The 22,032-nt window shown below is 48.1% G+C and carries 21 protein-coding genes; 10 read left to right on the top strand and 11 right to left on the bottom strand.

Going from position 1 to position 22,032, the window contains the following annotated elements; genetic code table 11:
- Window positions 1–10: 10 nt before the first annotated feature.
- From Q9R25_RS13090 to recX, 5 genes are all read right to left on the bottom strand, one after another.
- Window positions 11–1,189 (bottom strand): RtcB family protein, encoded by a 1,179-nt coding sequence (locus tag Q9R25_RS13090; protein WP_074037706.1) that lies wholly within the window; start codon window positions 1,187–1,189, stop codon window positions 11–13.
- A 9-nt stretch (window positions 1,190–1,198) separates the two neighbouring features.
- Window positions 1,199–3,244, bottom strand: a complete 2,046-nt coding sequence (locus Q9R25_RS13085) for an ABC transporter ATP-binding protein (protein ID WP_214691492.1) — start codon at window positions 3,242–3,244, stop codon at window positions 1,199–1,201.
- Between the two features lie 22 nt (window positions 3,245–3,266).
- Window positions 3,267–4,991 carry an ABC transporter ATP-binding protein gene (locus tag Q9R25_RS13080; RefSeq protein ID WP_078146382.1) on the bottom strand — a complete coding sequence of 575 codons (1,725 nt, stop codon included), beginning with the start codon at window positions 4,989–4,991 and terminating at the stop codon, window positions 3,267–3,269.
- A gap of 320 nt (window positions 4,992–5,311) precedes the next feature.
- Complete coding sequence (locus Q9R25_RS13075; RefSeq protein ID WP_311283252.1) at window positions 5,312–6,952, bottom strand: L-lactate permease; 1,641 nt, start codon at window positions 6,950–6,952, stop codon at window positions 5,312–5,314.
- A 48-nt stretch (window positions 6,953–7,000) separates the two neighbouring features.
- Entirely contained in the window at window positions 7,001–7,813 is an 813-nt protein-coding gene (gene recX / locus Q9R25_RS13070) for a recombination regulator RecX (RefSeq protein ID WP_084543113.1), read from the bottom strand.
- 145 nt (window positions 7,814–7,958) lie between these two features.
- Here recX and Q9R25_RS13065 point away from each other — a divergent pair, with 145 nt between their 5' ends.
- The 5 genes from Q9R25_RS13065 (at window position 7,959) to Q9R25_RS13045 (ending at window position 13,024) form a co-directional block, all read left to right on the top strand.
- On the top strand, window positions 7,959–8,867 hold the full coding sequence (locus Q9R25_RS13065) for a TIGR01777 family oxidoreductase (protein ID WP_074037710.1): 909 nt from the start codon (window positions 7,959–7,961) through the stop codon (window positions 8,865–8,867).
- 12 nt (window positions 8,868–8,879) lie between these two features.
- Window positions 8,880–10,034 (top strand): amidohydrolase, encoded by a 1,155-nt coding sequence (locus tag Q9R25_RS13060; RefSeq protein ID WP_159563578.1) that lies wholly within the window; start codon window positions 8,880–8,882, stop codon window positions 10,032–10,034.
- A gap of 177 nt (window positions 10,035–10,211) precedes the next feature.
- Window positions 10,212–10,778, top strand: a complete 567-nt coding sequence (locus Q9R25_RS13055) for a GNAT family N-acetyltransferase (protein WP_159563577.1) — start codon at window positions 10,212–10,214, stop codon at window positions 10,776–10,778.
- Window positions 10,779–10,946: 168 nt separating this feature from the next.
- Window positions 10,947–11,636: a response regulator transcription factor gene (locus tag Q9R25_RS13050; protein WP_074037712.1), complete on the top strand. Its 690-nt coding sequence runs from the start codon at window positions 10,947–10,949 to the stop codon at window positions 11,634–11,636.
- The gene (locus Q9R25_RS13045) at window positions 11,633–13,024 is read left to right on the top strand and encodes a sensor histidine kinase (protein WP_031421106.1); all 1,392 of its coding nucleotides are present in this window, start codon (window positions 11,633–11,635) and stop codon (window positions 13,022–13,024) included. Before Q9R25_RS13050 ends, Q9R25_RS13045 begins: the two co-directional genes overlap by 4 nt.
- A gap of 30 nt (window positions 13,025–13,054) precedes the next feature.
- On the opposite strand, the gene Q9R25_RS13040 is transcribed toward Q9R25_RS13045, so the two are convergent.
- Window positions 13,055–13,342 carry a hypothetical protein gene (locus Q9R25_RS13040; RefSeq protein ID WP_311283251.1) on the bottom strand — a complete coding sequence of 96 codons (288 nt, stop codon included), beginning with the start codon at window positions 13,340–13,342 and terminating at the stop codon, window positions 13,055–13,057.
- Between the two features lie 117 nt (window positions 13,343–13,459).
- Between Q9R25_RS13040 and Q9R25_RS13035 the strand changes: the two genes are divergently transcribed.
- Window positions 13,460–13,666: a hypothetical protein gene (locus Q9R25_RS13035; protein ID WP_074037714.1), complete on the top strand. Its 207-nt coding sequence runs from the start codon at window positions 13,460–13,462 to the stop codon at window positions 13,664–13,666.
- Between the two features lie 29 nt (window positions 13,667–13,695).
- Here Q9R25_RS13035 and Q9R25_RS13030 read toward each other — a convergent pair whose 3' ends face one another.
- The 3 genes from Q9R25_RS13030 to Q9R25_RS13020 all read right to left on the bottom strand — a co-directional run bounded on the left by Q9R25_RS13030 (window position 13,696) and on the right by Q9R25_RS13020 (window position 15,778).
- Window positions 13,696–14,103, bottom strand: coding sequence for a cytidine deaminase (locus Q9R25_RS13030; RefSeq protein ID WP_078146373.1), 408 nt, complete (start codon window positions 14,101–14,103; stop codon window positions 13,696–13,698).
- 92 nt (window positions 14,104–14,195) lie between these two features.
- Window positions 14,196–15,572, bottom strand: a complete 1,377-nt coding sequence (gene rlmD / locus Q9R25_RS13025) for a 23S rRNA (uracil(1939)-C(5))-methyltransferase RlmD (protein WP_074037716.1) — start codon at window positions 15,570–15,572, stop codon at window positions 14,196–14,198.
- Window positions 15,569–15,778: a hypothetical protein gene (locus Q9R25_RS13020; protein ID WP_015880867.1), complete on the bottom strand. Its 210-nt coding sequence runs from the start codon at window positions 15,776–15,778 to the stop codon at window positions 15,569–15,571. The genes rlmD and Q9R25_RS13020 overlap by 4 nt, the downstream gene beginning before the upstream one ends.
- A gap of 85 nt (window positions 15,779–15,863) precedes the next feature.
- Here Q9R25_RS13020 and yfkAB point away from each other — a divergent pair, with 85 nt between their 5' ends.
- The 3 genes from yfkAB to Q9R25_RS13005 are packed head-to-tail and all read left to right on the top strand — an operon-like array spanning window position 15,864 to window position 18,403.
- Window positions 15,864–16,970 (top strand): radical SAM/CxCxxxxC motif protein YfkAB, encoded by a 1,107-nt coding sequence (gene yfkAB / locus Q9R25_RS13015; protein WP_214691490.1) that lies wholly within the window; start codon window positions 15,864–15,866, stop codon window positions 16,968–16,970.
- Window positions 16,971–17,023: 53 nt separating this feature from the next.
- Window positions 17,024–17,218, top strand: coding sequence for a hypothetical protein (locus Q9R25_RS13010; protein WP_015880865.1), 195 nt, complete (start codon window positions 17,024–17,026; stop codon window positions 17,216–17,218).
- Between the two features lie 42 nt (window positions 17,219–17,260).
- Window positions 17,261–18,403: an MFS transporter gene (locus tag Q9R25_RS13005; protein ID WP_031421096.1), complete on the top strand. Its 1,143-nt coding sequence runs from the start codon at window positions 17,261–17,263 to the stop codon at window positions 18,401–18,403.
- A 39-nt stretch (window positions 18,404–18,442) separates the two neighbouring features.
- Here the strand turns inward: Q9R25_RS13005 and Q9R25_RS13000 are convergent, their stop codons facing one another.
- Both Q9R25_RS13000 and Q9R25_RS12995 read right to left on the bottom strand, forming a co-directional pair.
- The gene (locus Q9R25_RS13000) at window positions 18,443–18,745 is read right to left on the bottom strand and encodes a hypothetical protein (protein ID WP_031421094.1); all 303 of its coding nucleotides are present in this window, start codon (window positions 18,743–18,745) and stop codon (window positions 18,443–18,445) included.
- Between the two features lie 133 nt (window positions 18,746–18,878).
- Window positions 18,879–19,823, bottom strand: a complete 945-nt coding sequence (locus tag Q9R25_RS12995) for a DMT family transporter (protein ID WP_215244352.1) — start codon at window positions 19,821–19,823, stop codon at window positions 18,879–18,881.
- A 201-nt stretch (window positions 19,824–20,024) separates the two neighbouring features.
- Between Q9R25_RS12995 and Q9R25_RS12990 the strand changes: the two genes are divergently transcribed.
- Window positions 20,025–21,932 carry a heavy metal translocating P-type ATPase gene (locus Q9R25_RS12990; RefSeq protein ID WP_311283250.1) on the top strand — a complete coding sequence of 636 codons (1,908 nt, stop codon included), beginning with the start codon at window positions 20,025–20,027 and terminating at the stop codon, window positions 21,930–21,932.
- The last annotated feature ends 100 nt before the right edge of the window (window positions 21,933–22,032 follow it).

Raw genomic sequence — 22,032 nt, 5'->3', positions numbered from 1 at the left:
AGTACGTGACTCAGTTCGCCTTGAAGTTGTAAAGTGGCTTGATGATTTGATCGATTTGAACGGCCGGTTCGATATAACGAACAATTTCTTTCATCGACTTATACACAAATGGTGATTCATCGATTGTCGATGGGCGAACTGATGTCGACCAGACACCTTCCATCGAACGTTTGAATTCTTTGAAATCGACGCGTTTCCGCGCGGCCGACCGAGACATGATCCGACCTGCGCCGTGTGGACCCGAGAAGTTCCAGTCTGGATTCCCTTTCCCCGTACAGATGAGCGAACCGTCTCGCATGTTCATCGGAATGATGACTCGCTCTCCTTCTTGAGCGGAGATGGCCCCTTTTCGCAGGATCATCGCATCATGATCGATATAGTTATGGACGGTGTCGAATTGATCGACGATGTTCCAATTCATCGCTTCGACGATTACATCAGTCATCGCACGACGGTTCGCCGCCGCGTATTGTTGAGCGATGCGCACGTCATGCATGTAATCGTCCATATCCGCTCCCTCCACATAAGCCAGGTCTCGAAATGGTTTCCGTGACGCACGCTCTGTTTCCAGATAAGCCGAGATTTCTTGTTGTCGACCTAAGGCTTTCAAACGCTCAATTTCTTCTTTTACATCATGTGTTTCCATCATGTGTTGAATCGCTCGCTCCTGATAGTGATCGGCAATCTGCACCCCAAGATGGCGCGAACCGGAATGAATGACAAGAAACGTACGTCCCGAGTCATCTCGGTTCACTTCAATAAAGTGGTTCCCCGAGCCGAGCGACCCGACCGAGCGCAAGGCTCGGTCGAGTTTATACGGCGCTCGCACCTCTTCTAATGGAAGTTCAGATGCGTATGGATGAACCTTCTCCCGAATGTTCATCCCGCTCGGTACGAGTTCACGAATGAGGTCATCGAGTCGTTGAAAATCGATCCGCTTGGCTTTGATCTCCGTACAAAGCATCCCACACCCTAAATCGACACCGACCAGGTTTGGCACGACTTTGTCTTGAATCGTCATCGTCGTTCCAACGACCGATCCTTTCCCCGCATGCATGTCCGGCATGATCCGAATCGATGCCCCTTGTGTGAACGGTTGGTCGAGCAATGTTTCAATTTGATTCCGCGTCATATCATCGATTCGTTCGTTAAACACTTTGGCGCGGTTATATTTCCCCTTGATTTCCATGTGACCTCCTTAACTGATGGCTTGTTGTTTACTCTGTAATTCATGCATTCGGGCGTAGACACCACCATACTCGATGAGTGACTGGTGATTGCCTCGCTCAATGATTCGCCCGTGGTCGAGAACGAGAATCTGGTCCGCTTCCCGAATCGTCGAGAGTCGGTGCGCGATGACAAATGTCGTCCGACCGTACGTGAGTGTCTTGAGCGCGTCCTGAATCAATGCCTCCGTCTCCGAGTCGACGCTCGCTGTCGCTTCATCGAGGACGAGGATGGCCGGGTCAAAGACGAGGGCGCGTGCGAAACTGACCAGCTGTCGTTCTCCACTCGAGAGTGAAGCTCCACGCTCGATCACCGGCTCATCGATGCCTTGCGGTAGCTGCTTCACGAAGCGGTCTGCCCCGACGGCTGTGAGTGCTTTCCATACCTGTTCGTCCGTAATCGTCTCATCTCCAAGCGTGACGTTCGTCCGAATCGTTCCAGTGAATAGGAACGGGTCTTGTAAGACGATCCCGAGATGGTCTCGTACCGCCTGCGTCGGTAGTTTAGTCACGTCCATGCCATCGATTCGAAGGACTCCGGCCGAGGGGTCATAGAAACGCATGAGCAAGTTCATGATTGAACTCTTCCCGCTTCCGGTATGCCCAACGAGTGCGACCGTCTCACCGGGAGCGGCGTGTAGTTCAATCTGTTGCAACACCGGTTTCCCTGCTTCATAACTGAAGGTCACGTCATCAAAGACGACATCCCCTTTAAAGCGTGGAAGACGTTCTGATGAGACCGGTTCCCCTTTCTCGTCGAGCAGTTGGAACATCCGGTCGGCCGAGACAAGCGCTTGTTGGAGTGGTGACAATTGGTTCATGATCTGTGTCACCGGCTCAAAGATCCGCGAAACATAGTCGATATACGCGTACAGAATCCCGAGTGTTAAGACACTTCCCGTACCAAGCGTTTGTGCCCCGACAAACCAGATGAGCAAGGCGAGCGCCATGTTTCGGAAGAAGTTGACGAGATTGTGGCTCATCAACGCATCCAATTTCAACAACTTTCGTCTCGTTTGGAAGTTGTCGCTGTTCTTCTCATTGAACTCGTCATAAACGAGATTTTCGCGGACGTATGATTGAATGATTGGCATCGTTTGAATGCTCTCGTTCAACTGCGCGTTCATATCCGCGACGAGTGCACGGACACGGAAGTTATTTTTTGTCGAGAAACGTTGGAACAACTTGATCCAGACGATGACGACCGGGATGATAATGAGCGAGACGAGCCCTAGACGCACGTCTAGGAAGAACATCGCAATGAGTACCCCAATCATCATGACGACACTTTGGAAGACACGAGCGAGCACTCCTAAATACAGGTCGCGAATCGTCTCTGTATCATTCGTGACACGACTGACAATCTTCCCGATTGGTGTCTGGTCAAAATAACGTACCGGAATCGTTTGAAGATGCTTCATCACGTCAAGACGCATCGTCTTTACGATTTTATGCGCTGATCGTTGTAGGAGCATCTGTTGTCCCCAGTTCAATCCGGCCGCAAATAGTAACAGGACGACGTACAATCCCGATAAGAGAAGGACAGCTCGTAAATCCGTCTGATAGAACTGGAATACGTCGGTCGACGAGAGCGCGGCAATATTGTCATATGTCGCCGTTTCGTCTCCTCTTGAAATCGTCAGCACGTCGCCTTCGACTTCACGAACGCCTCCGCTTATAACCGCATCAGGTACGAGATAGTAACCATCGGTCGTTTGTACGATCGAGACCGGCTGAATCACCTCTTGGCCATCTAGTCTCGTTTCTTTCTCATAAGAATCTCCATTAAAGGAAACACTACCGCCGGATTCGACTTGAACCCAGTCACGTTCGATGGCGACGATATGCTCATCGATAATGATTTTGGCGATATACGGCCCGGCAAGTTCTGCACCGACCGCTAAAAAGAGTAATGTCAGTCCGAGGAAGATGGAGCGCTTCACTTGCTTGGCATAACCAACGAGTGAGCGGATCGTCTTCTTCCGGCGGACCGGATCTAATTCATATTGATCGATCATGAGAGATTCCCCCTTTCCCGGATTACTCCGTCTCTCCTTGTCGAATAAATTGTTCATAGTACCAACCGTGTCGTTCCATCAGTTGGTCGTGGGTGCCGCGCTCGGTGACTCGTCCGTCTTGAAGGACGAGAATTTGGTCGGCATGTGCCACCGCAGAAAGACGGTGCGCCACGATAAAGGTCGTCTTCGCCTCACGGCTCGTGCGGACCGAATCGATTATGCGTGATTCCGTTTTCGCATCGACCGCTGAGAGCGAATCGTCAAGAAGCAGAATCTCAGGATTTTTCAGTAAAGCACGTGCAATTGATAATCGTTGTTTTTGTCCACCTGACAGCATGACCCCTTGCTCCCCAACGACGGTATCGAGACCGTTCTCCAAGTGTTCGATGTCTGTATCGAACGCCGCGAGGTGAATGGCTCTGTCGAGTGCTTCATCCGAGACATCATCGACTCCGAAACGAATGTTATCACGCACCGTTTTCGAGAATAGGAGGTGCTCTTGTGACACATACCCACTCCAGCCACGGACCGTTTCAAGTTTAATGTCCGAAATCGGCACCCCGTTCACGAGAAGGGAATCGTCGATCGGATACTCCCGGAGCAATTGACGTAACAACGTCGTCTTCCCAGCTCCAGTCGGTCCGACAATCCCAATCGTCTCACCACGCGAGACGTGCAGGACGATGTCTTCTAACGACTCCCGATTCGCGTTTGGATAACGGAATGAGAGCGATTTGAAGGTGATTTTCTCTGGTACATCGATGTGAACCGTTCCGGTTGACGAAACGTCCGGTACCTCATTCATCGTTGTCTCAATCCGTTCCAAGCTCGCCGTTCCTCGTTGGACGACGTTGATGAGTTCCCCGAAGGCATACATCGGCCAAATCAACATCCCTAAATAAATGTTGAAGGAAACGAGTTGACCGAGCGTGATGTCGTTCGTAAAGACGAGATACGTCCCGAACGAGAGTCCGATCAAATAGCTGAGTCCAACGAGTAATTTGATAACCGGCTCAAACAAGACGTCGATTTTAGCGACATGCATGTTTTTCGCCATCACGTCATCCGTGATGTCATCAAATTTTTTCGTATCCGCCTCTTCTTGGACGAAGGAGCGGACGACCCGAAGACCAGAGATGGATTCAACGACTTGGTCGTTCATCACGCCGAACGAATCTTGGGCTGCCGTGAAACGTGTATGAATCTGACTCCCAAGTTTATTCATCGACCAGGCGAGAATCGGCATTGGCAAAAGTGCTGCGAGCGTCAACTTCCAATCGATGAACACGCCCATAATCGTCAAGGCGATGAGCGTCATGTTGAACGAGTCGACTAATGTCATGACCCCAAATCCCGCTGTCCGCTCCACCGCTTTTAAGTCATTCGTCGCAAGTGCCATCAAGTCACCTGTGCGATGTTGTTGATAGAAGCGCGGTGTTTGTTTGAGGAGGTGACCAAAGAAGCGACCTCTCAATTTCTTTTCAAGTAAAAAGGCTGTCCCGAAGAGTCGGGCAATCCACAAGTACGACATCACGTACGATAACACCATAATGCCGAGTAGCGACGATACAATCAGAATCAATCGCTCTGTCGTCAAACTTCCTTCACGAATCGCATCGATCGCCTGACCAATAATCCAAGGCGGCAGCATATCTACAACCCCTGTGATGATCAGTAAAATGATCGCAATCACATACGTTCGTTTCTGTCTTTTAATAAACCAATCCAATTGCTTAATCAGTTTCATGACTGATTTCCCCCTTCCGCCTCACCCATCCAAGCACGCAAAAAAGCGCACTCCACCTGATTGTGCAACCAATCAAATGAAGCGCGCTTGAAGTAGTCTTCAGTCTTTTGCATGGTCAGGGAAAGGACACTACCCCTATCCAGCTGCCAATGTCACGCAGTTAAATACGAGTAGCCATATGATGTTTTGAGTGTGTTTGTGAGTGCAATGTTGTTCATCATTCTGGCTCCTCTCGTTTCATAGTTTTAAAATCTACTCAAACCTTAACAGACTGTTCTGAAAATTGTCAACATTATTCTGTAAAAAAATTGTAACTTGATTTAGTTTAAGAAAAACATGCCTAAAATGAGACCAATGACCCCCGTCGCCGTCACGTAATAAATCATCGGCATGAGCGTGTAACGGATGATGGTCCCTTCCTTGCCGAGTAATCCAGCAACCGATGCGACCGCTACGACGTTCAACACACAAATCATGTTTCCTGCGTTCGCTCCCGCCATCTGCATCGATAAAGCGAGCGTGTTATCAAGTCCAACCGACTCCGCAACGTTTGTCGTCAAACTCGAGAACATCATATTGGAAAACGTCGCCGACCCTGAAACGAAGGCACCAAGGGCCCCAATCCACGGTGCGACAAGTGGCCACACCCCACCGAACGTGTCAGCAGCTGCCGTCGCAAGCTCGACCGGCATCGAAGCGAGTCCGGCACCGCCATTTTCAGAGTGGATGAATATACGAACCATCGGAACCGACGCCGCTAACGTGATGGCCGTCCCGACGACTCCAAGTGTCGTCGCCTTGAACACCGATGTTACTTGTGACCAACTCATGTTGTGTAAGAAGAATGTCGCAATAATCGTCAGGATAAACATGAAACCTGGTGAATAGAACGGTTCCCAAGACGTCGAAACTCCTTCTACCCCGAGAATGTCCGGGAGATTGATTCGGACACTGCGAGAGAGTTCGTTTAAAAATGGGACAGTACGGGTGAGCACTAAGAAAATCGTCAAAATAAGATAAGGTGCCCACGCCTTCCACTGAGGCAATTCTCGCGTGGTTGATTTGAGCGTCACTTTTTCAGCAGATGGTTCTAATTCATCCACATATCCATCAAACGTCCAGACGCGTTTCGGCATGAGAATGCCTTTACGAGCCATGGTCACGAGGATGACCAGACCGGTTAAACCACCGAGCATGCCACCGAACTCAAATCCGAGGATGAGTGTCCAAATGTACGCAGGTACGCTGTATAACAACGCCGCCACAATCGCAATCGGAAATACCTCAAGTGCGGGTTTTATCGACTTCTCTTTACTGAAGAACCGCGTCAACATCAAAATCAAAATGAACGGGATGAATAGGCCGACCACCATATCGATCAACACCGTCTGCAAGACGACCTCTGTCAAGAAGGCAATCGACTCAGGCTGGTTCACATCTAAAGATAGACCGTTCCCGATCCCGATAAGTGCCGGTGTCCCGACCGCACCAAATGTTACGGCCGACACGTCTGCGGATAATGCAATGACAACGGCGGCAATCGGCGGAAATCCGAGTGCAATCAAGAGCGGTGCCGCAACCGTTGCAGGCGTCCCAAATCCAGATGCGCCTTCAATAAATGAAACGAATAACCATCCGACAATCAAAACTTGAATACGCGGGTCAGGTGTGATGTTGACGAATCCGGAACGAATTGCGTTCATCCCGCCCCCTTCTTTCATCGTATTCATCATTCCGATTGCCCCGTAGACAATCCATACTGTCGTAACGGCGATGACGAGTCCTTGTAATGTCGCCGCCATAATTCGTGTCGCATCCAATTGCCAGACGAAAAACGCTAAAATCGCCGTCGTCACAAGTGACAAGGGCATGGCTACCGATGCAGGTAAACGCATAATGACCAATAAGATGAGCACGGCCACAATCGGTGTCAGTGCTGTAATCCATTCTAAAATCGTCAATGTAGACCCACCTTTTCGTGTTTTCCCCTACCGTAAACAGATGTCCCATCACGATTCTTCTTCAGCGATTCGATCTAACGTACGTTCAATCACATCATACGGAAATCCTTTGCGCCGAAGCTGCATCTTCATGCGCTGTTTGCGTTCGAACGCGTCGTATCCGCTGAACTTCCGACTCAACTTCTCAGCCTGTTTCAGACATGCCGCAACCTCGACATCTTCGTCCTCTTCTTCCCAAAAAGTTTGAATCGCCTCTGAAATAATATCAAAGGTAAACCCCCTTTGCATCAGGGTTTGTTGAATTCTTTGTTGCACTTCTGTGGCAGAACGACGATTTGTTTCCAGTTGTTTCCTTTTCACGAACTTTCCAGCCTTCTCGACGAGATCTTCGTGTGAGATTGATTCTAATTCGGATTCAACAACGTCCGTTGGGATTCGGAGCTGTTCGAGCTCGCGTTTGATTTTGATTGGTCCACTTGGACTTGTGTTGAATTTCGTTTGGACATACGCTTTTGCGAACTCCTCATCATTCAAATAACGCTGCTCGATTAGTCGCGTGATGGCATGTTTGATAGCAGATTCACTTAACTCTTTCTTCACGAGATAGTCCCTTACCTCTGAAATGGCGCGCATTCGATACGATAAATAATTGATGGCCAACTTATAGGCTTTCTGAGCTTCTTCCGCCTCAAGGACGTCTTGCACAAAATCGTCTTCGAGCTCCATCCCTTTTGTGAGCCCGTACTTGATGAATACGTCAACATCGATGGCGAACGCAAACTCCTCTTTCCCCTCCCGTTCGATGAAGACGTTCAGTCGATCTTGGTTCTTCTTTTGGGTCGTGAACTTTGCAATTTTCACAACGACTCCCCTCCATTCCATGTTTCTAACATATCACGTTCAAGAAACGTAGAGGATTTTTGATAAGTTAGAAGAAAGGGTATTCATCTGGATATACTGACTTATACCCATTTTAGAAACAACACATGATATCGGAGGGAATTTCATGAAAATCGCAATCACTGGTGGAACTGGGCTCATCGGTCAACCACTCGTTCGTGCACTCGCCGACGCCGGACATCAAGTCGTCGTGTTGACGCGTCATCCACGTCCCCGCCATCGCGGGGTATCGTTTATCGAATGGTTGACACCGAATAGTAAACCAGAAGAGGAACTCGAAGGAACAGATGCGTTCATTCATTTGGCCGGCGCCTCAATCAACGACGGGCGATGGACACACAAACAGAAACAAGCCATCCTTCAAAGTCGAATCGAAGGTACGAAGGAAGTCGTCCGAATTATTCAACAGTTGAAACAAAAGCCACAGGTCGTCATAAGCGGCTCTGCCATCGGTATATACGGTGAAGATCGTTCCATCACGTATTCCGAAGAAACACCATTGCCGACACGGACTAATTTCCTCGGGAATGTCTGCGTCCTCTGGGAACAAGAAGCAGAACCCATTCGTGATTTAGGTGTTCGCCTTGTGACGATGCGCACCGGAGTCGTCTTATCGAATGATGGCGGTGCTTTCCCATTAATGAAACTCCCCTATCAGTTCGGGGTCGGTGGTAAAATTGGATCAGGAGAGCAATGGGTTCCTTGGATTCATTTAGACGACCTCGTCCGCTTGTTCGTGCACGTCATCGAGACTGATTCCATTGAAGGACCCGTCAACGGCACTGCACCTACACCGGTGACGATGAATGAGTTCGGGAAGACGATTGCGAACGTGATGCATCGTCCTCACTGGATTCCGGCACCTGCCCCAATGATGCAACTCGCCCTCGGTGAAAAGAGCGTCATCGTCCTAGAAGGTGCGAAAGTCGTTCCGACGAAGGCACTTCAACATGGTTTCGACTTCCGCTATGAAACATTGGAACCGGCTCTAACACAACTACTACAAGATGTTTAAGGAGAATGAATTGTGAGTCACTTACTAATTCGAAATGCCCATATTTACCCCATCACTGCCCCCCATTTTTACGGAGACCTCCGTGTTCGGGACGGGAAAATCGTCGAAATGTCCGATTTACTTGAACCGACTGACGGGGAGCATGTCATTGAAGCCGAAGGAAACTTTTTATTCCCGGGCTTCATCGATGCTCACACCCACCTCGGATTATATGATGAAGGAACCGGCTCTGTCGGAAACGACGCCAATGAGACGGTCGAAGCGATGACGCCTCATGCACGTGCGATTGACGGGGTATACCCGCTTGACGAAGGATTTCAAGAAGCGCTGATGGCAGGCGTAACCGCCGTTCAGGTCATGCCAGGAAGTATGAACGTCATCGGTGGTGTGACCAGTGTCATCAAAACACACGGTCGCTATATTGACGACATGATCGTCCGTCGTTATGCCGGATTGAAGATGGCACTCGGCGAAAACCCGAAACGGATTCATAGTATGGGGAAAACCGGTGATTTGACGCGGATGGGGATTATGGGGTTGCTTCGTGAAGCGTTCCGTACCGTCGGGTCGACCAAAACGATTGGAACGTTCGGCAGTCAGATGATTCAACTTGCCCTCGACCGAGAGATGCCGATTCGTGTGCATGCCCACCGCGCCGATGACATTTTATCTGTCGTTCGCTTTGCTCAAGAGTTCAATCTCGACTATCGTATCGAACATTGTACAGAAGGTCATCTTGTCGTTGAAAAACTACAAGAACTCGGTGTGAAACATGTCACCGTCGGACCGACGTTTACTCGAAAATCTAAAATCGAGCTCCAGAACAAGACATGGGAGACGTATCGCATTCTCCATGAGCACGGCATGATCGTCTCCATCACGACCGATCATCCGTACACGCCGGTCCAATATTTGAACTTGTGCGCCGGACTTGCGGCACGTGAAGGACTTCCTGTCGATATCGCGTTGCGAGGGATCACCATCAATCCAGCTGAATCACTAGGTGTCGCTGACCGAATCGGATCTCTTGAAGTAGGAAAAGATGCCGATTTGGTGCTTTGGAGTCACTTCCCGCTCGACTACTTATCGAAGCCGATTATGACGATTGTGAACGGTGAAGTCGTGTACAAAACGGACCGTGCTGAAACCCATCATGAGGTCGAGTAATTTTCATTATTTTTCATAAGGGTTTTTACGCATAATTTACTTGCTTTTTTAAAAATACTATATAAAATTATCTTGTAACTTCATAAAGCAGCCAAGGCGGTTCGAACAGCGAAGCCAGAAGTATGCTTTCGTTACGACTATTCTTCAGCGGTCTGAAATAGGAGGAGGAATGTAAAGGTGCTCAAATTTCGTGAGCTCACCGACTGCGCGGAGTTGTTCGAACTGATGCAACACCCAGATGTCTTTCCGTATGTCCGTCAAAAGACGGTCCATTTTGACGAGTTTTTATTTAGCACGAAGCAAGTCATCGAGCTAGAAGAGCAAGGAAATATCATCTCACGTACCATCACGAACGAGTATGGCACCCCGATTGGGACGATTAGCTTGTTCGATGTCGAATCCGGATATGGATTCCTTGGCACGTGGCTTGGCAAGCCGTATCACGGCAAAGGTTATAATCAAGTGGCGAAAGAGGCGTTCTTCTCAGAACTGTTCTTCGATCTTGATATTGAAAGTGTGTTCTTAAAAATCCGTAAATCGAATGAACGATCGATTGCTGCAGCAGAGAAGCTTCCGTACGCGTTTTGCGCGAACGAGATTCGTTCCGAACTGCTTGCGGAGATCAACCAAGGTGACGTGGAGTATGTTTTATATGAAGTATCCAAGTCGAGCTTCCAACTATACTTGCATGCCCTACACGTCCCGGAATACGAAGTGCCATACGAGGCACAACTCGAAGCATGAGCCAATTCTGTCAAAGAATTGGCTTTTTTGTGGCGTTTTTGTGTGGATTTGATGGAGGGAACTTGTCGGAGCCGAATAAATCTGTTCTAATTCGAAGAGATAGGTATGATAGAAGTATGAGGGATTTATCACAACTCCCGTTAACCGTTTTGCAAAGGAGAATGGCATATGTCAGAATCAATGTTTCGTATCCTCGTGACCGACGACGAAGAACAAATGCGCGATTTACTTGTATCAAATTTAGAAAAAGAAGGGTATGAGACGGTCACCGCCTCAAACGGCCTTGAAGCGATTGAACGCTTGAAAGAAGAGACGTTCCATCTCGTCTTACTTGATGTGATGATGCCGGAACTCGACGGATTGACGGCTTGCATGCGCATCCGTGAGTTCTCAAACGTACCCATCATCCTGTTGACGGCACGCTCAGAAGAGCTCGACCGCATTCACGGCCTCAAAATCGGGGCAGACGATTACATCACGAAACCGTTTAGCCCACGCGAATTACTCGCACGAATCGAAGCGACGCTCCGTCGCACGCACAGCTTCTCAAAAGAACAAGAAGCGACGTTTGATGTCGGGGTCCTCTCAATCGATATCGAAGGACGTACCGTCAGTGTGAAAGGGAAGACCGTCAACTTGACACGAAAAGAGTTTGATTTGCTCTACCTATTCATCACGAACGACGAAAAAGTATTCTCCCGTGAACAATTACTTGATCAGATTTGGGGGACCGAGTATCATGGAAACCTTCGCACGGTGGATACTCACATTAAGACGCTTCGCCTGAAACTCGGCGAGGCGGGCGGTTATATTCAGACAGTCTGGGGAATTGGCTACAAATTCGAGGCAAACGGATGAAACGATACACGATCAGGAAGCGGATTTGGATTACCATCTGGACAGCCAGCCTCTTCTCAGCGTTCGTGTTTCTCATCATGACGTTTTATCTGTACGACAAGTTCTATATTCAAACGCAAGAAGAACTGCTCATCAATCGCGGTGAGAAACTTGTCACCATCTATAAGGCCGACGGTTTCTCGGACGCGTTCGCCGATAGTATGACGTACACGAACGAATTGACCGAAACGAAAGTGTTCCTCTCCTCCGTTCGAGAGGACACACTCGGCTCCGGTAAAACCTTTTTAAGGCAGCAAGACCTCGAACGGTTGCAGGACGGTTATGCCATCTCGGTGACCCGGAAACATCCGACCGAGGACGTCGACATTTTGATGACCGCATTTCCTCTCATCCGCGACGATGAACTCGACAATGCACTCATTTTGTATATGGAGCTCAGTAAAATCAGTGAACCGTTCCAACCGATTCGGCTCATGATCACGTTTTTACTCGTCCTCATGATTGTGAACTTGCTCATTTTTGGTAAACAGATCATCGACACGATCATCCAACCACTCATTCAGATGAAGCGTGCCTCTCAAGTCTATGCGCAAGGTGATTTCTCCCACCGCATTCCGATTGTCTACGATGACGAAATTGGTGAACTAGCAGACACGCTCAACTCGATGGCGGAATCGCTCGGACTTGTTGAAGAACAGCGTAAAGAGTTTCTCGCTAACGTCAGTCACGAACTTCGCACGCCACTCTCTTACATCCGCGGTTATACCGAGATGCTCCAAGATGAGTCATTGGATGAAAAAACGAGGGCACAATATTACGACATCATCGAGAACGAGACGAACCGGCTTCAGCGCCTTGTCACGGACTTACTCGATCTCGCCCAGCTAGAGCGCGATTCGTACCCGATGACGAAAGAACCGGTCGTTTACTCGCAAGTACTTGAAGACGTCCTCTATCGTCTTGAACCGATTGCCCGTGCGAAAGGCGTGACAATCGAATCGGATTTAGACTTCGACTTGATCATCCTCGGTGACCATGACCGACTCGAACAAGTCATCGGCAATCTTCTCGACAACGCGCTCCGATATACGGATGCTGGCAAGACGATTCATGTGAAAACGTTCGCCGAAACCGAATATGCAATCACGGAAATACGTGACGAAGGTCGAGGCATCCCGAAAGAAGATTTAGACAAATTGACGGAACGCTTCTATCGTGTCAATAAATCACGGACACGAAAAGATGGCGGAACCGGTCTCGGTTTGGCCATTGCGAAGCACATTATCGAGCGACATGAAGGGTCCCTTCATTTCAGCTCTGAAGTCGGACAAGGAACGACTGTCACTGTCGGTCTGCCGCTTCTACCTGACGATGAATTTGATATGTAAATAGGCAGCCGCGATGGCTGCCTTTTCTTTTCATATGTCTTTCCCTTTATATTGTTCGACCGACTCTCGTTCAAGTCGTTCGCGTTCGGCATGCGTCTGTGGAAAACCGTTCGCCTGCCATTCGGCACGGTGACTTGAATCAAGTTGCGTGAGCCCTTGCTCCGCTTCATCTTGATTCGCATCGACGCTTTCCCGTTCATCCATCTTCTGCCACGTATCTTCTTCCTCACGTTGCGAAAGCAGTGCCGCCACTTTTGGTGCAACGAGCACCGCACCGGCAACACCTAAGACAATCCCCATCAACACTTTCCGATCCATCCTAACCCCTCCTTCACTATGCACTCTTCATTCCACCATTTTATAATCTCAAAACCATTATCGAAAACGTTTACAACATTTCTACGAGTGGAATGGCTAATGGAAGGAGGCGATTGGATGGAAAAGAAACGACCCACTTCGAAACGTCCGTTTGATAATCCGGACGCGGTAGACACGGACAAAGAAAGCATCTTTGACGAGGACGGCATGCAAACCGTCGACCCGATTCCTGTAGAGGAATTGAACGAACGAGTGAAGGATGAAAAGAATAAACGTCACTCCAAAGATGACTCAGTGAGTGAAAAGAAATATAAAGACACATAAACAAGCTGCGGACAAACGTCCGCAGCTTGTTATGTTAAATCTTTTGGTGAAAATCCGTAAGGCAACATCTCTTCTTTCGTCATCACTTTCGTATCACCGTTCAAGTTTGCAAGAATCAACGTGAAATCTTCGCCAGCGAATTCAGCAATCACTTGGCGGCACGCACCGCATGGTGAAATCGGGCCTTCCGTGTCACCGACGACGACGACCGTTTCAATCGCGTCACTACCTTCTGACACGGCTTTAAAAATGGCTGTGCGTTCGGCACACATTGACAATCCGTACGAGGCGTTTTCCACGTTACATCCTGTAATTTCGTTTCCTGATGTATCGATGACGACAGCTCCTACTTTAAACTTTGAATACGGTGTATAGGCGCGTTTGCGCGCTTCGATGGCTTTATGGACGAGTTCTTGTACGCGTTCTTGTGAGATCATAGGATGTTCCTCCACTTCTATATTTGAAAAGAAGTCTGACATCTGAACTATATCGTGAAAACGCTTACGTGACAAGCCTTTTCACGGTCTCATCAATATTTTTTCTTTTTCTTTTTCTCGAATACGACGACCGACTCGACATGAGATGTCTGTGGGAACATATCATACGGCTGTACGTAATTCACTTTGTATCCCGCTTTCATCAACTGGTCGGCGTCACGTGCGAGCGTCTGCGGGTTACATGACACGTAAACGATCCGCTTCGTTTTAGAAGAGATGATGGAATTGATCAATTGATGGTCCATCCCTGTGCGTGGCGGGTCGACTACGATGACGTCTGGGATCCATCCATCTTTTACCCAACGTGGAATCCAATGCTCGGCACGCCCTTCGACGTATGTGACATGGTTATAGCCATTTTCACGCATATGGTCATTGGCATCTTCGACCGCTTCCGGCACGACTTCCATTCCACGGATTTCTTTCGCATATGGGGCTAACCAAAGTCCGATCGACCCTACTCCTGCATACGCATCGATCACACGTTCTTCACCCGTCAATCCTGCGGCCTCGACCACTTCACGGTACATTTTTTCTGTCTGTGCCGGATTCAACTGGAAGAATGCGCGTGGTGATAAGTGATAATGAACGTCGTCTAATTGTTCATCCATTTTCTCCTGACCGGCGATGTGAACTGTCCGATAACCGAAAATAACACCCGAACGGTTTGCATTGATATTGATATGGAACGACACAACATTCGGCAATTCCATGATGCGGTCGCTCAATTCATCTAAATCAGGGACATCTTCATGTCCGACGACCAAAACGACTTGAACATCGTTCGTGTTATAACCCGAGCGGACGACGATTGTACGCGCGTACCCCGTGTCGCGACGTGCATCGTAGACGGGAATATCAAGTTCGTTTAAAATACGGACAATCGCATTGTTGATGTTCGTCGTATCCCGTTGTTGGACCATACAGTGCTCGATCGGCACGAGATGGTTCGAGTTCGGTTTGTAGAGACCTGATACGATCTCACCGCGACGCGTGCCGAGTGGGAATTGTGACTTGTTCCGGTAATACCATGGATCTTCCATTCCGATTGTTGGACGGATATCCGATTTGTCCACGTTTAGTTTCGTCTTTTGACGGAAGGCGTTTCTAACGATTTCTTCCTTATACTCCATCTGCAGACGTGAACTCATATGTTGGATTTGGCAGCCCCCGCACTCATCGTAAATCGGACAAGGTGCTTTGACGCGGTCTTTCGAGTCGTTATCTCGTTTGACGACACGCGCTTCCGCATAGTTTTTTTCCACACGCGTGATTTCGACTTTGGCTCGTTCTCCCGGCAATAAGTTCGGAATGAAGATGACCATGCGATTAAGTGTCGCAATGCCTTCTCCATTAATGCCAAGTCGTTCGACCGTGACATCTTTAAAATCTCCTGTGATTAATTTCAATCTGATTCATCCTTTCGAGACGATTGTTCTAGGTCTTTGGCGTAACGCACTACTTTAGCGCGCAACGAATCAATGTCGGCTAACAGGCGATGTAAATCTTCAGGTGTCGTATGCTCGTCTAGCGTATTGACCGATAGACAGAGTAATTCCGTTCTCGATTTTAGGACGTTCATCTTTCCGGCAGTATCTGTTCGTGATTTACCCATCTTGTAATCGCTCCTTTGGTTCGTGACAAAGAGTTGCTATTATAGCATACTATTTCGTGTAACTTGATGAAAAGGTGGAATCCACATGCAAAACATCTCCCCAACTTTCGACCCTTGGGAAGCCTATCTCGACCAAGTCGAACACGGTCGACTCGTCTTATCCAATGTCGAAGTCACTACAACGAAGCTGTGTAACATGCGCTGCGAACATTGTGCGGTCGGTTATATGCTAGACCAAACAGAAGAACCAGAAGTTCCGCTCGACCTGTTGATTCAACGACTGGATGAGATCGAACATTTGCGTGCCTTCTCCATCACAGGCGGTGAACCGATGCTGTCTATGAAATCGGTCCGCAACTATGTCGTTCCATTGTTACGTTATGCGAAAGAACGTGGGGCGCGCACGCAAATCAACTCGAACTTGACGCTACCGTTATCTCGCTATCATCTTATTACCCCTTACTTGGACGTTTTGCACATTTCGCATAACTGGGGTACCGATGCCGATTTCCTTGAAGGCGGATTCGCGATGATGAACCGGAAACCAAGTGAAGAGGCACGATTGAAAATGCTCCAGACGATGAAAGACAACGCACGTGCTCTCACATCTGAAGGAATCATTGTGTCCGCGGAGACGATGATCAACAAACGAACGATTCCGCACTTGAAAGAGATCCATGAAGAAATCGTATCGCTCGGTTGCCAAAGGCATGAGGTGCACCCAATGTACCCCGCAGACTTCGCTAGCGCCCTCGAATCAGCATCGCTCGCTGATACGCGACAAGCCATCCATGACTTACTCGATGTCCGTGACGAGAACGTATGGATGTTGTTCGGGACGTTACCATTCTATGCATGTTCTGACCTACCTGAAGACCGTGCTCTGTTGAAGCGACTTCATGAAACAAAAAACGTGACCGTTCGAAACGACCCAGATGGACGTTCTCGTCTCAACACGAATATCTTTGACGGACAGATCATCGTGACCGATTTCGGTGATGAACTCGGTTCACTCGGCACCGTCTATGACACACCATTCCAAGAGGCGTATGATACGTGGACGAACAGCCAATTGAACGCTACACTCTCTTGTCACTGCCCTGCCGTGAAGTGTCTCGGGCCGAACGCACTCGTTAAACAAGCATATTATCCGACGGTCGATTTCCAATCTCGTAAAGCTACATCGTTTTAAATATTTCAATTAGGGAAATGTTCTGTATATTAAATGAATCGAGGTGCGTGTAGATGACTGCGATTTATATCCTCATGATTACCGTGATGGCCATCATTATTTTTGGCGGAGTACTGAGCATCTTATTGACAGCCGCATTCGTTTCAGACAAAGTAGAGCATGATGAAATGTTTAGTCAAGGCAGTTGGGATGATGAATTGCTGCATTTGAATCACTCTCCACAACCGATTGACGACACGAAAAGCTGAGACCCTTCTCGGCTTTTTACTTTGACTTCATGAGGTGAACCTATGCTCCGTTTTCGTTTTATGATTTTACTATTGATTGTCTTTATTTCTGGTTTGATTCAAGGTGCGCTCATCCCACTCTTATCTACGTTGATTGAACGGGATGGGGCCCCGGCCTGGGTGAACGGACTGAACGCGACGATGCTTTACGTCGGTGTGATCGTCTCTGCGCCTCTCCTGGAGCGATTCGTCCGTAAATATGGATTCCGACCGACCATCGTCCTCGGTATCGTATTGACGGCTGTCGCGACCTTCGCTTTACCGATTTGGCCGTCCTTACTCGTTTGGGCGATGATGCGCTTCTTCATCGGATTCGGCGACTCGGCTCTACACTACGGGTCACAAGTATGGGTGACCTCAGCAAGTGAAAAGAGCAGTCTCGGTCGAGCGATGGCGTATTATGGAATGTCTTTCAGTCTCGGTTTTGCCATCGGTCCATTGATCGCACCACTCGTCGACCTATGGTTTTGGTTACCGTTCCTCATTATCGTCTTCTTCTGTCTCGCTTCGTTGATGCTCGTCTTTAAAGTCGAGAACGAGTTTCCGGAGGTCGAAAAAGTGAAGACCGATTCGAAAGGACGAATTCGCCTGATTCTTGTCGGTGCGGGATACACGCTTCTCCCTGCCTTTACATATGGGTTTCTCGAAGCGAGCTTAAATGCCAACTTTCCCATTTTTACGTCTCGGAATGGGATGAGTTTGACGGAAACGAGCACACTCATCACGACGTTCATCGTCATGTCGATTGTCGTTCAGCTTCCTCTTGGTCGCCTCGCAGACTTGTACGGTAAGAAGCGGATCTTACAAATCGTGCTGACGTTTGGCACACTCGTATTCACTTTGGCGAATCTTGTTGTCGATTCCTATATCGGTCTACTCTTCCTATTCGCACTTGCCGGCGCCGGGCTAGGATCGACTTATTCACTTGGTTTGGCACATATGACAGAGGTGCTTCCCCGATCGTTACTGCCGACGGGAAACATGCTTTACAGTATTTCATTCAGCATCGGTTCGATATCAGGTCCAATGATCGGTGCCTTCTGGTTGTCTTTACCGAAAGAGATCTATTTCTTTATGTATGCCGTCATTCTCGGTATTCTGGCGCTACGACTCTTCACGTCGACCGCTAAACCAATCGACTTATAAACAGAGGCAGATGGTTCCCATGAACCACCTGCCTCTGTTTTATTCCACTACTCGTTCCATTTCATCATCGTTTAACTGCAAAGCTCGGATGAACACTTCGTCTAGCGCGAATGGTTCAGTGTCTAGCGAAGCGAGTACATCGGATTTTAGCGTCACTTCTACGACACGGTCATCGAACTGCCATCTCGTCTGAATATCATCACCTTGTCTTGTGGCGCGGGTCGCCACTGGACCGTGACGTTCTTTTAAACTTTGACTCACGCACTTCATCACGTACTTGACGTACTCATCTTTCGGCTGACGTGAGATGAGAATGTTTCGAACGATTCGATTTCTAGTCATTGTTTCTCCTCCTCCCTTTGAATGATTGCGCACGCAAGTCTTTACAAACGAAGACCGATTTTCGAACTTTAAAATTCAGAATTTTTAATATATTTTGTCATGGGATTTCAATTCCGTCAACTCTGTCTCTAATTCAAATGACATCCGTTTGTTTTTTTGTACGGCGACCTTGAAAATGCGTAGATAAATAAATGCCGACAATAACGAATCCGAGTCCGACCACCGCATTCCACGGAATCGTTTCACCGAGTAAAATCCCTGACAACATGACACCAAATAAGGGAACTAAAAAGATATAGAGTGAAATTCGACTGACCGGATTGTATTTCATTAATGTGTTCCACAATGTAAATCCGATCGCTGACAACATCGCCAAGTAAAACAGGAACGCAATCGTCTGTGCGGTGTACGGCATGGAAACACCATTCGGGTCTAATAGATAGCCGATCAGCAGTAACCCAACTGAACCGATCACCATCGCCCAAGCCGTCATCGGGGCAACATCATACGTCTTCGAGTAGTCCTTCGCTATCAAGTTCCCGAATGCTCCGGATACCATCGCCAAGATGAGTAAAATCTCTCCTAAGCCAAAACCAACTTCAGATCCGGTCGCCGGCCAGTTTGCGATGACAATTCCGGAAAAACCAAACGTCAAAGCAAACCCCTTCAATCGATTCAATTTATCGTCTTCATATCGGAAATGAGCGAGAGCCATTTGGAAAAACGAAGTAGAACCAGCAATGATCGATCCCTGGACCCCGGTCGAAATGGAAAGTCCGATATAGAAGAACAAATATTGTAGAAACGTCAAAAATGAACCGAGATGCGCATACGCTTTAACCTTTTCACGTGTCAATCGGACAGACCGTTTCAATACGGTCTGACTGATGATGAGCAATAGAATCCCTGCGAGTAAAAAACGCTCGCCAGCGAACAATAGTTGTTGCCCATACTCGTTCGATTGAATATCAAGCTTCTCATAACTCAATTTGATGAATGGGAACGCACTCCCCCATAACAACGTATTGAAAATCGCCAATAACGCCACCGTCCAAGGGCGTTCAAATATATTTTGCATGACACAAAAACTCCTTAATCTTTTTATTTGTGAGTCACTGATAAGCGTGTTAAGATAAACCTAAATAATAATAATTATAAATAAAGGATTCGGATTAAACTTCTATAAATTCTTTATTTTAAGCCAATTGAAGATGATAATCATCATCAGTCATTATCATTTAATCGAGATTTATTCTCAATTAGAAAGAAGGGATTATCGATGAATGTCCAATCGGTTACGCACGAAAAAAGCCACGTTTTCAAACGGGCTAGCTGGTACGAACATATTGAATTGATCATGGCGCTCATTAGCGGTGTATTGATTGTACTCGCTTATATCGCCGAAACACAAGGCGGAGCGCCTTGGATTCATGTCACACTTTACTTATCCGCCTTTTTTATCGGAGGATACGCAAAAGCGAAAGAAGGGATTTCGGATACGATTGAGACGAAATCGCTAAATGTAGAGCTTCTCATGATTATCGCCGCCATTGGTGCCGCTTCGATTGGGTACTGGATGGAAGGGGCAATCCTCATCTTCATCTTTGCTTTATCCGGGGCACTCGAGACGTATACGATGAACAAAAATGAACGTGCCCTCGAATCGTTAATGGAATTACAGCCGGAACAGGCGACTCGTCTAACAGACACTGATGAACTCGAGGTTGTTCATATCGACGACCTTCGTGTCGGAGATCGGATTTATGTCCGTCCTGGTGAACGCATTCCGGTCGATGGAAAAATTGTAAAAGGGAATGCTTCCGTAGAAGAAGCCGCTATCACAGGCGAATCCGTCCCTGTTGATCGTCAAGTCGGTGATGACGTGTTCGGATCGAGCGTCAACTTGAACGGAGTATTGACGATCGAAGTGACAAAACTTGCGACGGAAACACTGTTCCAAAAGATCATTCAAATGGTCCAACAAGCACAAGAAGAGAAATCACCGTCTGCACAGTTCATCGATCGATATGAAGGACGTTATGTTCAAATCGTGCTCTTCTCTGTTGCGGCCATCATCATTCTCGGACCGTTCGTCACGTCGTGGTCTCTTGAAACGAGCATCTATCGCGGCATGATCCTTCTCGTTGTCGCCTCCCCTTGCGCACTCGTCGCCGCCATCACACCGGCCGCGCTGGCTGCCATCGCCTCTTCTGCAAAACACGGGATTCTCTTTAAAGGCGGTGCTCATATCGAGAACATGGGACGTCTAAAAGCAATCGCCTTTGACAAGACCGGGACACTCACAATTGGGAAACCGATTGTGCAAGAAGCGCTCATCTCACCTTCATTAGAAGAAGAGGACGTCAACCGAATTGTCAGTTTGATTGAAGAGCATTCGATGCATCCACTTGCTGAAGCGCTCGTTTCCTACACCGGAAAACATACCGGGGAAATGACACACTTCAAAGACATCACAGGCTCCGGAATTGAAGCAACGATTGACGGGACGACGTATCGGGTAGGAAAACAGAAGTTCGCTGACCGAAGCGGTGATTTCTTTAAGAATGATGTCGAACGATTGAAAGAGGCCGGTCATACACTCGTCTTCATCAGTGACGAGACACGTACAATCGGTGCTTACGCCTTACGTGACACGCTACGACCCGAGGCAAAGGTAGCAATCAAGCGACTGAACGACTTAGGGATTGCGACCATCATGATTACCGGAGACAACGAGGCAACCGCTCGCGCTATTGCGAACGAAGCTGGATTGACACGCTATATCGCCGAATGCTTGCCTGAAGAGAAGGTTTCGCAAATCAAGGTGTTACGAGAGGAATATGGAACAATCGGGATGATCGGCGACGGAATCAACGATGCGCCTGCCCTTGCGACAGCCGACGTCGGGATTGCCATGGGCGAAGGAACGGATGCCGCACTAGAAACGGCAGATGTCGTCTTAATGAAAAACGACCTCGTCCGATTGAGTGACGCCATTCGTCAATCGCGCAAATTAAATCGAATCGTCTTACAGAACGTCGTTTTTGCACTCGGTGTGATTCTTGTCTTGATTGCAACGAACATCTTTGAGTTACTCATCATGCCGTTCGCGGTTGTAGGACATGAAGGCTCAACCATTTTGGTTATTTTGAACGGCCTCCGACTCCTCACGTCATCGTGGGAGTGATCCATTCGACAAAATGGAATCGATGATTGAAACAATATGTCGATTTCGTTATAATTGAAACAATGTGTCTACAGACTGAAACAGATCGAAAGATTGACTA

This window comes from Exiguobacterium sp. BG5(2022) (genome assembly GCF_031844365.1).
In the GTDB taxonomy this organism is placed as follows: Bacteria; Bacillota; Bacilli; order Exiguobacteriales; family Exiguobacteriaceae; genus Exiguobacterium; species Exiguobacterium profundum.
This window is presented reverse-complemented; position numbering and strand designations above follow the sequence as displayed.

Bases quoted from the DNA above. Each gene is read 5' to 3' on its own strand.
- Q9R25_RS13090 (WP_074037706.1), bottom strand. From the start codon at position 1,189: ATGGAAATCAAGGGGAAATATAACCGCGCCAAAGTGTTTAACGAACGA.
- Q9R25_RS13085 (WP_214691492.1), bottom strand. From the start codon at position 3,244: ATGATCGATCAATATGAATTAGATCCGGTCCGCCGGAAGAAGACGATC.
- Q9R25_RS13080 (WP_078146382.1), bottom strand. From the start codon at position 4,991: ATGAAACTGATTAAGCAATTGGATTGGTTTATTAAAAGACAGAAACGA.
- Q9R25_RS13065 (WP_074037710.1), top strand. From the start codon at position 7,959: ATGAAAATCGCAATCACTGGTGGAACTGGGCTCATCGGTCAACCACTC.
- Q9R25_RS13050 (WP_074037712.1), top strand. From the start codon at position 10,947: ATGTCAGAATCAATGTTTCGTATCCTCGTGACCGACGACGAAGAACAA.
- Q9R25_RS13045 (WP_031421106.1), top strand. From the start codon at position 11,633: ATGAAACGATACACGATCAGGAAGCGGATTTGGATTACCATCTGGACA.
- Q9R25_RS13040 (WP_311283251.1), bottom strand. From the start codon at position 13,342: ATGGATCGGAAAGTGTTGATGGGGATTGTCTTAGGTGTTGCCGGTGCG.
- Q9R25_RS13035 (WP_074037714.1), top strand. From the start codon at position 13,460: ATGGAAAAGAAACGACCCACTTCGAAACGTCCGTTTGATAATCCGGAC.
- Q9R25_RS13030 (WP_078146373.1), bottom strand. From the start codon at position 14,103: ATGATCTCACAAGAACGCGTACAAGAACTCGTCCATAAAGCCATCGAA.
- Q9R25_RS13020 (WP_015880867.1), bottom strand. From the start codon at position 15,778: ATGGGTAAATCACGAACAGATACTGCCGGAAAGATGAACGTCCTAAAA.
- yfkAB (WP_214691490.1), top strand. From the start codon at position 15,864: ATGCAAAACATCTCCCCAACTTTCGACCCTTGGGAAGCCTATCTCGAC.
- Q9R25_RS13010 (WP_015880865.1), top strand. From the start codon at position 17,024: ATGACTGCGATTTATATCCTCATGATTACCGTGATGGCCATCATTATT.
- Q9R25_RS13005 (WP_031421096.1), top strand. From the start codon at position 17,261: ATGCTCCGTTTTCGTTTTATGATTTTACTATTGATTGTCTTTATTTCT.
- Q9R25_RS13000 (WP_031421094.1), bottom strand. From the start codon at position 18,745: ATGACTAGAAATCGAATCGTTCGAAACATTCTCATCTCACGTCAGCCG.
- Q9R25_RS12995 (WP_215244352.1), bottom strand. From the start codon at position 19,823: ATGCAAAATATATTTGAACGCCCTTGGACGGTGGCGTTATTGGCGATT.
- Q9R25_RS12990 (WP_311283250.1), top strand. From the start codon at position 20,025: ATGAATGTCCAATCGGTTACGCACGAAAAAAGCCACGTTTTCAAACGG.